Origin of the sequence: Vibrio sp. 10N.222.49.C9 (assembly GCF_041474985.1) — a bacterium.
Classification (GTDB): domain Bacteria; phylum Pseudomonadota; class Gammaproteobacteria; order Enterobacterales; family Vibrionaceae; genus Vibrio; species Vibrio crassostreae_C.
In genome coordinates this window covers 83,181-94,151 of sequence record NZ_JBFRVD010000024.1, presented here as the reverse complement: position 1 = coordinate 94,151, position 10,971 = coordinate 83,181, and the positions used below count along the sequence as shown (strand labels likewise).

At 45.5% G+C, this 10,971-nt stretch carries 11 protein-coding genes; 9 read left to right on the top strand and 2 right to left on the bottom strand.

Going from position 1 to position 10,971, the window contains the following annotated elements; all coding sequences use genetic code 11:
* Window positions 1-136: 136 nt before the first annotated feature.
* Window positions 137-1,030, bottom strand: coding sequence for a DMT family transporter (locus AB4585_RS11260; protein WP_104216341.1), 894 nt, complete (start codon window positions 1,028-1,030; stop codon window positions 137-139).
* A gap of 138 nt (window positions 1,031-1,168) precedes the next feature.
* Between AB4585_RS11260 and rmuC the strand changes: the two genes are divergently transcribed.
* The 7 genes from rmuC to tatC all read left to right on the top strand — a co-directional run bounded on the left by rmuC (window position 1,169) and on the right by tatC (window position 7,503).
* A complete protein-coding gene (gene rmuC, locus AB4585_RS11255; RefSeq protein ID WP_372169834.1) occupies window positions 1,169-2,701 on the top strand; it encodes a DNA recombination protein RmuC in 1,533 nt (510 codons plus the stop codon).
* 65 nt (window positions 2,702-2,766) lie between these two features.
* Window positions 2,767-3,546 carry a bifunctional demethylmenaquinone methyltransferase/2-methoxy-6-polyprenyl-1,4-benzoquinol methylase UbiE gene (gene ubiE / locus AB4585_RS11250; protein WP_029235100.1) on the top strand — a complete coding sequence of 260 codons (780 nt, stop codon included), beginning with the start codon at window positions 2,767-2,769 and terminating at the stop codon, window positions 3,544-3,546.
* 97 nt (window positions 3,547-3,643) lie between these two features.
* Complete coding sequence (locus AB4585_RS11245; RefSeq protein WP_136974895.1) at window positions 3,644-4,249, top strand: SCP2 domain-containing protein; 606 nt, start codon at window positions 3,644-3,646, stop codon at window positions 4,247-4,249.
* Entirely contained in the window at window positions 4,246-5,880 is a 1,635-nt protein-coding gene (gene ubiB / locus AB4585_RS11240) for a ubiquinone biosynthesis regulatory protein kinase UbiB (RefSeq protein WP_017065813.1), read from the top strand. Before AB4585_RS11245 ends, ubiB begins: the two co-directional genes overlap by 4 nt.
* 53 nt (window positions 5,881-5,933) lie before the next feature.
* Window positions 5,934-6,188, top strand: a complete 255-nt coding sequence (tatA, locus tag AB4585_RS11235) for a Sec-independent protein translocase subunit TatA (protein WP_017060154.1) — start codon at window positions 5,934-5,936, stop codon at window positions 6,186-6,188.
* Window positions 6,189-6,191: 3 nt separating this feature from the next.
* Complete coding sequence (tatB, locus tag AB4585_RS11230; protein WP_017060155.1) at window positions 6,192-6,599, top strand: Sec-independent protein translocase protein TatB; 408 nt, start codon at window positions 6,192-6,194, stop codon at window positions 6,597-6,599.
* 148 nt (window positions 6,600-6,747) lie between these two features.
* Entirely contained in the window at window positions 6,748-7,503 is a 756-nt protein-coding gene (tatC, locus tag AB4585_RS11225; protein WP_017060156.1) for a twin-arginine translocase subunit TatC, read from the top strand.
* A 530-nt stretch (window positions 7,504-8,033) separates the two neighbouring features.
* On the opposite strand, the gene AB4585_RS11220 is transcribed toward tatC, so the two are convergent.
* Entirely contained in the window at window positions 8,034-8,795 is a 762-nt protein-coding gene (locus AB4585_RS11220) for a TatD family hydrolase (RefSeq protein ID WP_372169833.1), read from the bottom strand.
* Window positions 8,796-9,003: 208 nt separating this feature from the next.
* On the opposite strand from AB4585_RS11220, the gene hemB reads away from it, so the two are divergent.
* Both hemB and AB4585_RS11210 read left to right on the top strand, forming a co-directional pair.
* Entirely contained in the window at window positions 9,004-10,047 is a 1,044-nt protein-coding gene (gene hemB / locus AB4585_RS11215) for a porphobilinogen synthase (protein WP_017060158.1), read from the top strand.
* A 76-nt stretch (window positions 10,048-10,123) separates the two neighbouring features.
* Complete coding sequence (locus tag AB4585_RS11210) at window positions 10,124-10,558, top strand: GNAT family N-acetyltransferase (protein ID WP_372169831.1); 435 nt, start codon at window positions 10,124-10,126, stop codon at window positions 10,556-10,558.
* Window positions 10,559-10,971: the final 413 nt, after the last annotated feature.

The following is a 10,971-nucleotide window of genomic DNA, read 5'->3' as shown; positions in this document are numbered from 1 at the left end:
TTACTCACTAGATTTTAAATTATATAAAAATGGCGAGTCATACGACTCGCCATTTTTGTATCTAACATTGTGCTCTAGCTCTAGATTCGACTTTATCGATAGCTTTTCGTGCTCAATTGAATCTTTTAGCTCTTATTTACGCCGGTTTGTTTTTTGAAAACTTGATCTGTTGAATCACTAAGCCAGCAATGATCAGTACCAAGCCAAACAGGGTCGCTGGGTGAATCTCTTCGCCGATAATAGTGGAAAGTAGCATCAACGAGATAAACGGTGACGCAAAAATCAGATTGCTGATACGCGCTGTGTTGTTGGTCAGTTTTAATGCCGAGAGCCACAAGACAAAGGTAATGCCCATCTCGAATAGGCCAACATAAGTCACCGCCATCCAACCTTTCGCTGTGATTTGGCTAAAGCTCTCGCCTTCATAAATGGTTAAACCGATCGCGAAGGGCAATGCCACTAAGAAACCAAGCAATACGCCAATCACAGGGTCAGCCTTGTTTTTGGTGTTTAGAATCCAGTATCCCGCCCAAAGCAAGGTAGAAAGCAGCGCCAGTGCCACACCGAGTGGGCTATCGAACTGCATGCCTAACACATCGCCTTTGGTGGCAATAACTACCACACCCGCATAGCTGAAGGTACACGCAATCCAATCTTGCTTACGAATCTTTTGCCCCAGAAAAACCGCCGCCATTAAGGTTAGCGTGATAGCCCAGCTGTAGTTGATGGCTTGAGCTTGAGAAGCGGGCAGCAGGTCGTAGGCTTTGAATAGAATCAGGTAATAAGCCAATGGGTTAACCAAGCCGAGCAGTAGGTAATACCAAGGGTTTGAAAGGAACGTTGTACTCAGCTGAGAGAGCTTACCTTGAAAGGCGCAGACTGCGATCAGCGCAATCGACGACACAATACTGGCAATGGTCAGCATTTGAATCGGTGAAAACTCAGCAAGGGTCAGCTTAAAAGCAGTAGCGACCGTTGACCACAGCAGTACTGCGGAAAGGCCAAAGCCCAAGGCACGACGTTCGTTCATGGCAACTCATTCTAATTTGATGGGACAGAATACGGAGCGCCTAGTCTATCTGTCGAATTTTAATACGGCAAACTGGACATTTATCCAGTATCAAAATACCATTTAATGAGTTATTTCAAATTAGGCTAAATCATTATCATGCAATGGATTATCGAACATCAGGCAACGCTTATTACTGCAATTTCTGGCGCGCTCGTCAGCGGCGGTGTCGTGGGTTGGTGGATTAAACAGAAGCTCTCTTTTCAGCAGCGATTGCTCGAGCAGCAGCTAGAGTCCGATCGTTTGTTGCATGAATCTCAGCAAGCTCAGCTCAAAGCATCACTCGCAGAGGCGCAACAAGAGCTCGATGAGTTAGATGATGACCGAGACAAAGCGGCATTCGAGCTCAAGCAGGCGCACGGTAAGGTGATGGCTGCAATGGAAAAACTGCGCTACTTTGAGGCGGTAAAGCAAGAGCGCCAGCAGTACGCTGATGAGATCAATGTGCTTAAAGATCATAAGTCTGAATTAGAAGCCGAGCTGCGCGAGCAAGAAGCAAGGCATGACCAAGAAAACCTCGCCAATAGCGAAAAGCTGCAGTTGCTAGAGCAAGCTGAATCACGACTTAAGCAGCAGTTTGAATTGTTAGCGAACCAACTGTTTGAAACCAAAACCGCCAAGGTTGATCAGCAGAACAAGCAGAGCCTAGAAGGTTTGTTGTCTCCACTAAGAGAGCAGTTGGAAGGCTTTAAGAAACAAGTGAACGACAGCTTCAGCCAAGAAGCCAAAGAGCGTCATACTTTGGTGCATGAGCTTAAAAACCTGCAGCGTCTTAATGAGAGTATGACGCGTGAAGCGGTGAACCTGACTCAAGCGCTAAAGGGTGACAACAAACAACAAGGTAACTGGGGCGAGGTGGTGCTGGCTCGCGTGCTTGCTGAATCAGGACTGCGCGAAGGCCACGAATACCAAACGCAAGTGAACCTGCAAAACGATGCGGGCAAGCGTTATCAACCGGATGTGATTGTGCATCTGCCACAAGACAAGCAAGTGGTGGTCGATTCAAAAATGGCGCTGGTGGCATTTGAACGCTATTTCAATGCCGAAACCGATCAGCAACGCGATGCTGCATTGCGCGATCACTTGGTGTCACTGCGAGCGCACATCAAAGGCTTGAGCCAGAAAGATTATCATCAGCTCAAAGGCATACAGAGTCTGGATTACGTGTTGATGTTTATTCCGGTTGAACCAGCATTCCAAGTGGCGATTCAGGCGGATCCTAGCTTGGTGAAAGACGCGATGGAGCAAAATATCATCTTGGTCAGCCCAACCACTTTGCTGGTGGCACTGCGTACCATTGATAACCTGTGGCGTAACGACAGACAGAACCAGAACGCACAGGTTATCGCAGAACGTGCGAGCAAGCTTTACGACAAATTACGCCTGTTCGTTGATGATATGGAAGGTCTCGGCAGTTCATTAGATAGAGCCAACCAAAGCTATCAAGGTGCGATGAATAAGCTAGTAACAGGCCGTGGCAACGTGATTCGTCAGGCCGAAAGCTTCAAGCAATTGGGTGTTGAAGTGAAGAAACCGATCTCGATTGGTTTGGCTGAAATGGCGCAAAATGAGGCTTTTTCAGAAAATGCCTCCTTAGTAGAAAGACAACCTGCTGAGGATAAAGTAAACTAATCGGCCGCAGCGCCTCTAAACACAAAGAGCGCTGTCGATGAGAACTTACCATGGTAGATAACAGCATTATGGACACAAGCGTGCAGACAAATTCAGCAGTAGAGTCAGAAACCACACACTTTGGTTTCGAAACAGTCGCAAAAGACGAAAAAGTCGCGAAAGTAGCAGAGGTATTTCACTCTGTAGCCGCTAAATACGACATCATGAATGACTTAATGTCGGGTGGTGTTCACCGCTTGTGGAAGCGATTCACGATTGATTGCAGTGGCGTTCGCCCTGGTCAGCGTATCCTAGATCTTGGTGGTGGTACTGGCGACCTTACTGCGAAATTCTCGCGTATCGTTGGTGAAAAAGGCCACGTGGTTCTTGCTGATATCAACAACTCAATGCTGAATGTTGGCCGTGATAAGCTGCGTGATAGCGGCATTGTTGGCAACGTACACTACGTACAAGCGAACGCTGAAGAGTTGCCATTCCCAGATAACTACTTCGATTGCATTACGATCAGCTTCTGTCTGCGTAACGTAACCGATAAAGACCAAGCGCTGCGTTCTATGTACCGCGTACTTAAGCCGGGTGGCCGTCTGTTGGTTCTTGAGTTTTCTAAGCCAGTGCTTGAGCCACTATCAAAGGTTTACGATGCCTACTCTTTCCACCTGTTGCCAAAAATGGGTGAGCTGATTGCCAACGATGCAGACAGCTATCGTTACCTTGCAGAATCAATCCGCATGCACCCGAACCAAGAAACTTTGGAAGGCATGATGCAAGACGCGGGTTTTGAGAATACGAAATACTTCAACCTAACAGGCGGCATTGTTGCGCTGCACCGTGGTTACAAGTTCTAGTCGAACTTGGTAGCAGGCTCGTAGGGCGTGCTAAAAATAAGAATAAAGACAGAACGGATAGGTTAACGCTTATCCGTTTTCAAAGGTAAGGACAGTCATGCCATTTGATCCATTGGTCACCGCGGTTATTGAAACCTCTTTAAATACTTTCGTGAACGATGATCCAGCACTGGTTCGTCGTTTGTCTCGTTTAAAGGGGCAGATCATTCAAGTTAATTTGAAAGAGTTGAATAAAACGCTCACTTTCGTTTTCAGCCAACAAATCGATGTGTTGTCGGAATACGAAGGGCAGCCTGATTGCTACCTATCTTTGAATTTATCGGTGTTACCGGAACTGCGTGAGCAATCGAACATCACCAAGCTGATCAAGCAAGATAAGCTGATCTTAGAGGGTGATATTCAACTGGCACAGAAATTTGCTCAGCTGATGACAGACTGCAAGCCTGATTTGGAAGAGTGGTTATCGCGCGTAACGGGTGATGTGGTTGCGCATACCTTGATGCAAGGCGTTAAAAACGTCGGTGGCTTTGTGGCAAAACAGGCGACTAAGCATCAAAACCATGTTGCTCAAGTTCTGACTGAAGAGTGGAAGATCGCACCTGCACCGTTAGAAGTCGCGCATTTTTGCGACCAAGTTGATGACGTAAAAAGCTCTGCTGCTCGTCTTGAAGCTAAGTTGAACGCTCTGTTGGAGAAAGCATGACCCCAGCAGAACTGAAACGTCTTTATCATATTATCAAGGTACAGTTGGAATACGGCCTTGATGAGTTGATGCCGGAACACCAACTGACTAAAGCCCCTTTGTTGGCGCGAAAGTCACTGTTTTGGCTCAAGAACAAGCATCAAGATAAAGAGTTGGGTCATCGCTTGCGCCTTGCGCTGCAAGAACTTGGTCCAGTGTGGATCAAGTTTGGACAGATGATGTCGACACGTCGTGATCTGTTCCCTCCTCATATCGCCGATCAGTTGGCGTTGTTGCAAGACCAAGTTGCGCCGTTTGATGGTCAATTGGCGAAGCAAGATATGGAAAAGGCGTTGGGTGGCAGTTTAGACAACTGGTTTACCGACTTTGATATCGAGCCACTGGCTTCTGCTTCTATTGCTCAGGTGCATACCGCAAAGCTTAAAGAGAGCGGTCGCGAGATTGTTCTGAAGGTCATTCGACCTGATATTCGCCCGGTGATTGACGCAGATCTAAAACTGATGCACCGAATGGCGCGTATAGTCGCTAAGTCGCTTCCTGAAGCACGTCGTTTGAAACCGGTTGAAGTGGTTCACGAGTACGAGAAAACGTTACTTGATGAACTCGACCTGCGCCGTGAGGCGGCCAATGCCATTCAACTGCGACGTAATTTTGAAGGCAGTGAAGAGCTGTATGTTCCAGAGGTTATCCCTGATCTAAGCAGCGAAACCCTGATGGTGTCAGAGCGAATCTATGGTATTCAAGTCTCCGATATTGAGACGCTAGAAGCCAACGGCACCAACATGAAATTGCTCGCGGAACGCGGTGTGACGGTATTCTTCACCCAAGTATTCCGAGATAGCTTTTTCCATGCAGACATGCACCCGGGCAACGTATTTGTTAACCCAGAGAATCCAGATAACCCTCAGTGGATTGGTTTGGATTGTGGCATTGTTGGTACGCTCAATAGCGAAGATAAGCGCTATTTAGCAGAGAACTTGTTGGCTTTCTTCAATCGAGATTACCGTAAAGTTGCTGAGCTACACGTTGATTCGGGGTGGGTGCCACACGACACTAACGTCAATGATTTTGAGTTCGCGATCCGTATGGTGTGTGAGCCAATCTTTGCAAAACCACTTGGCGAGATCTCATTTGGCCATGTGTTGCTAAACTTATTTAATACAGCAAGACGTTTCAACATGGAGGTTCAACCTCAGTTGGTGCTTCTGCAAAAGACCTTGTTGTATGTCGAAGGCCTAGGCCGTCAGCTGTATCCGCAACTTGATTTGTGGGCAACGGCGAAGCCTTTCCTTGAAACCTGGATGATGAATCAGGTGGGGCCGCAAGCTGTGATCAACGCAGTAAAAGAGCGTGCGCCATTCTGGGCAGAAAAACTGCCAGAGCTGCCAGAGCTACTTTATGACAGCTTGCGCCAAGGTAAAGCGATGAACCACAGAATGGATCAGCTTTATCAAGGTTACCGAGATAGTAAGCGTCAGCAAGCAACTGGAAAGTTTTTGTTTGGCGTTGGAGCCACTTTAGTCGTATGCTCCGCAATATTAGTTTCAAGCCCTTATGAGCAGCTATCTATGGGCTGTGGCATCGCAGGTGTCACATTTTGGTTGCTTAGTTGGCGAGCTTACCGTCGTTAGACAGTAGACTCTCTTAATATTTTTATGTGTAGACAGACCCGAGGACAATGACAATGGGTGGTATCAGTATTTGGCAACTTCTAATCATTGCTGTAATTGTAATTTTGCTATTCGGAACAAAGAAACTGCGCGGTATGGGTGGTGACTTAGGTTCAGCGGTTAAAGGCTTCAAAAAAGCGATGAGCGATGAAGACAAGCCTGCAGATAAGAAAGATGCAGACTTCGAACCAAAGAATATTGAACAGCAGAAGACAGAAGCTCACGCTGAAACAACTGCTGAAACAAAGAAAGACAAAGAGCAGGCGTAAATCGTGTTTGATATCGGTTTTTGGGAACTGGTATTAATATCTGTCGTTGGGTTAGTGGTTTTAGGGCCTGAGCGTTTGCCCGTGGCGATTCGCAGTATTTCCAAGTTTGTTGGACAAGCGAAAAGCATGGCAAACAGTGTGAAAGATGAACTTTCTCATGAGCTTAAGGTGCAAGAGTTGCAAGAAAACCTACGCAAGGCGGAAAAAATGGGTATGGAAGATTTATCTCCAGACCTTAAAGCGTCAGTCGATGAACTCAAGCAGGCCGCTGCTGAGGTTCAACGTCCGTATGCTAAGCCTGAGTCTGATAAGCCAAGTGAGACTAAACCTAGTGTCATGGAAACTGTGGAATCTGAAACCATTCAGGTCAACAGCGAAGCTTCAGCACCGTCAGATAAGAAAGCCGAATAGTCTCGCAAGGAGGAGTCGCCGGATACTTGATTCGCTAGATGTTTAAATAGATATCTATTCAAGTAAATAACTATTCAAGTGGATACCAATTCAACTGGATAGATACACGCGCGGCTCCTTTTCGATCTTCCTGTTTAAGAGGTTTGACATGTCTTCGACTGAGCAGACACAGCCTTTAATTAGCCACCTTCTAGAACTACGTAATCGCCTACTACGTGCGATTGTCGCGGTGCTAGTGATATTTGTCGGGCTAATTTATTTTGCTAATGATATTTATGAATTCGTATCAGCACCTTTGGTAGATCGTCTACCGGAAGGGGCGACGATGATCGCAACCGATGTTGCATCGCCATTTTTCACACCGCTGAAATTAACCTTGATCGCGTCTATATTCCTCGCGGTTCCGTTTATTTTGTATCAGGTGTGGGCTTTTGTTGCTCCGGGTTTATACAAGCATGAAAAACGCTTGATCATGCCGCTATTGGCTTCAAGTTCATTGCTGTTTTACTGTGGTGTGGCGTTCGCTTACTTTATTGTATTCCCGTTGGTATTTGGCTTTTTTACGGCCATATCATTAGGGGGAGTAGAGTTCGCAACCGACATCTCAAGCTATCTTGATTTTGTACTCGCGCTGTTCTTTGCTTTTGGTATTGCCTTTGAAGTGCCTGTTGCGATTATCTTGTTGTGTTGGACGGGGGCAACAACGCCTCAATCTCTGTCTGAAAAGCGTCCTTACATTGTGGTGGGTGCTTTCATCATCGGTATGATGCTGACACCACCAGATATGATCTCGCAAACACTGTTGGCGATTCCAATGTGTATTCTGTTTGAGATTGGTCTGTTTTTCGCACGCTTTTATACGCGTAAGCCAGATGCGGATGAAGAGGAAGAAGCTGAATCTTGATTCGGAATGCTTCAGTAAAAATCACATAATAAAAAAGCGGCCTAGGGCCGCTTTTTTATTATGTCTGTTTATCGAATCTTTAACTGATAGCCACAGTTCTGACATATATAGAGCTCTTTGATGCCCAAAATTTTATGCCATAGGGTTCGATGTTGACGTTGTAAGTGTTGTGAATGGTCACACATAACCAACTACCTCCATATGCAGGCGGTTGATTATATATTGAATGAGATAGTAACTCAAACTAAACTGTAAATTCTAACTTTCCACTGAACAAACAAAAAAGCGACGCTAGCCGCTTTGATTTTGCGTATCTATCTTACTTTCAATTGGTATCCACATTGAGTGCAATTATACAGCTCTTTGATGCCAATTACTTTGTGCCATAGAGTTCGATGTTTACGCCTTAAGTGGGGGTGCTTACACATAAATTACCGTCGAGATACTCAGGCGGCTTATGTTGTACTAGTTTAATAGTTCATTCAACAAAATATACAAAACTTACATTTTTTGTTGAATTGTATGGGTTTTTACAAGTTGAATAAGCTGATTGCATTTTTTGTGGTTATTGCATTCACCTCTTCGATGCTTTTGCCGCGCAATTCAGCGATGCGTTTTGCTACTAATTCTGTGTAGGCTGGTTCATTGCGTTTACCGCGATTCGGTGTTGGTGCTAAATATGGGCAATCTGTCTCTAGGATGACGTAATTCATATCAAGATGTGGGATCACCTTGTCCATCCCTGAATTCTTAAAGGTCGAAACGCCGCCTAAACCTAAATGAAAGCCTAGCTCGTTGATCGCTTGAGCTTCCTCTAAGCTGCTACCAAAGCAGTGGAATACCCCGCGTAAGCTGCCATCTTGTTCTTTACGAAGTAGGGCAAGTGTCTCTTCAATGGAATCACGAGTATGGATCACCACAGGTAGATCAAGCTCTTTTGCCCACTGCAGTTGAGTCACAAACGTCATCTCTTGTTCAGCCTTGAAGGTTTTATCCCAGTACAAGTCGATACCAATCTCACCCACGGCGATAAAGTCATGCTTATCAAACCAAGCTCGAATGGTTTTGAGGGTTTGTTCGATATTCGCATCCACATAACAAGGGTGTAAGCCCATCATTGAACGGCACACATCAGGAAACTGTGCTTCCGTCGCTAACATTGGTTCGATAGATTCTAAATCGATGTTCGGCAATAGAATGGTATCAATCCCTTGAGCCAGTGCGCGCTGCACGACTTGTTCGCGGTCTTCATCGAATTCACTAGCGTAAATATGAGCATGGGTGTCGATCATTGTTTTGTCCTGAAAGCGGTCTTTACTGAGTTGTCATGAGTATACGGCAGTGTGAGGAGAAGGTCATTTTTTGCCATTTATCCCTGTTTTTGAGTGGGTTTCATATTTTACTGCTAGCGTCCTGAGCCATCAGTGATATGCTTTTGCCTGTATTTAGCACTTTTCATATCTAAGTATTTCGGTGCTTAGACTAGGCAAGGAGAATCTAGTGTCTGTTTCAATTCAAGGTCAATTCCCAGGTCGCCGTATGCGCCGTATGCGTAAGCACGACTTTAGCCGTCGCCTAATGGCAGAAAATCAATTGTCTGTGGATGATCTAATCTACCCAATGTTTATCCTGATGGGTAAAGACCGCCGCGAGCCTGTCGAGTCAATGCCAGGTGTTGAACGCTTGTCGATCGACTACATGCTCGAGGAAGCAGATTACCTGTCAAAACTGGGTGTTCCTGCGATTGCTCTATTTCCAGTCGTGAACCAAGATGCTAAAAGTTTATGCGCAGCTGAAGCTCATAACTCAGAAGGTTTGGTGCAGCGCGCTGTACGTTTACTAAAAGAGCATGTGCCAAACATTGGCGTTATTACTGACGTAGCACTAGACCCGTTCACCACTCACGGCCAAGACGGCATCATCGATGAAGATGGTTACGTGATGAATGACGAGACGACTGAAGTCTTGATCAAGCAAGCATTATCACACGCTGAAGCAGGTGCTGACGTGGTTGCACCGTCAGATATGATGGATGGTCGCATTGGTAAGATCCGTGAAGCGTTAGAAGAAGCAGGTCATATTCATACTCAAATTATGGCGTACTCCGCGAAATACGCATCGTGCTACTACGGTCCATTCCGCGACGCAGTCGGCAGTGCTTCGAACCTGAAAGGTGGTAACAAGAAGAACTACCAGATGGATCCAGCCAACAGCGATGAAGCTATTCACGAAGTCGCGATGGATCTTAATGAAGGTGCGGACATGGTGATGGTGAAACCAGGCATGCCTTACCTTGATATTGTTCGTCGTGTTAAGCACGAACTGCAAGCGCCTACGTTTGCTTACCAAGTATCTGGTGAATACGCGATGCACAAAGCGGCGATTCAAAACGGCTGGCTGAAAGAGCGCGAAACCGTCATGGAATCACTGTTGTGCTTTAAGCGTGCTGGCGCTGATGGCATTCTTACTTACTTCGCTAAAGATGTCGCAGAGTGGCTTGCTGAAGATAACGCACAAGCTGCTGAGCATTTAAAAGAAAAGTAACCGTGTAGATCTCACTTAAGTGATCAGTAAAGGGTTGGCCATTGTGCCAGCCCTTTCGTTTATAAGGATGAATAAGATGTCAGTTGTCGTACGTGAAGGTTCTTTAGAAGAAGTGGTGTCTGTGGTCGAGCAGATCTCTGAGTTCGCTAAAAAAGAGAGTGTCGCTTCTCTGTCAGATCGGCTGGCAGGGAAAAAGAGCCTTATCTTAGTGGCTGAAGAAGCTGGCGTGTTGCTTGGCTTTAAGATCGGCTATGAATTGGATCAAGATACTTTTTACAGCTGGTTTGGTGGCGTGTCACCGCTCGCGAGGAACAAAGGCGTTGCACAGGCGCAATTAGACGTTCAGGAACAGTGGGCGAAAGAGCAGGGCTACAGACAGTTAAAGGTTAAGTCTCGTAACCAGTTCCCTGCAATGTTGCGCCTGTTATTGAGAAACGGTTACCTAATCGAAAGATTTGAAGAAAAAGAAGACATTAATGACCATAGAATCCATTTTTTGAAGCAAATTTAAGCACTGCTGTTAACGGTTTATAAAACAAATGAGATTTATTATCATTTAATTGTTGACTATTAAATGAGAATCATTATTATTAACTTCGTCTTAGGGAATGAGGAAATGTTCACAAGGATGTTAAGTACTCAAGTATCTACTTGGTTACCCAACAGAATTCTCGCGAACTTGTACTAAGTTCTTTTTGACACGACATTGCTCACATTGCTTCCAGTGTAATTTATAGCTTTTAGGTAAAGCTGTGGTATTCAATTTGAATGGCTTTACCGGTTTTTGCTAGGCGACATCTTCGGGTGTCGCTTTTTTTATACCTACCATTTCAACAAGATGCATATTTAGTGGCACGTATTTTTATGAATAAAACGCCATCAGCATTCTTTTCCACAACGCAAGATCGAGAAAAGATCGTTGAT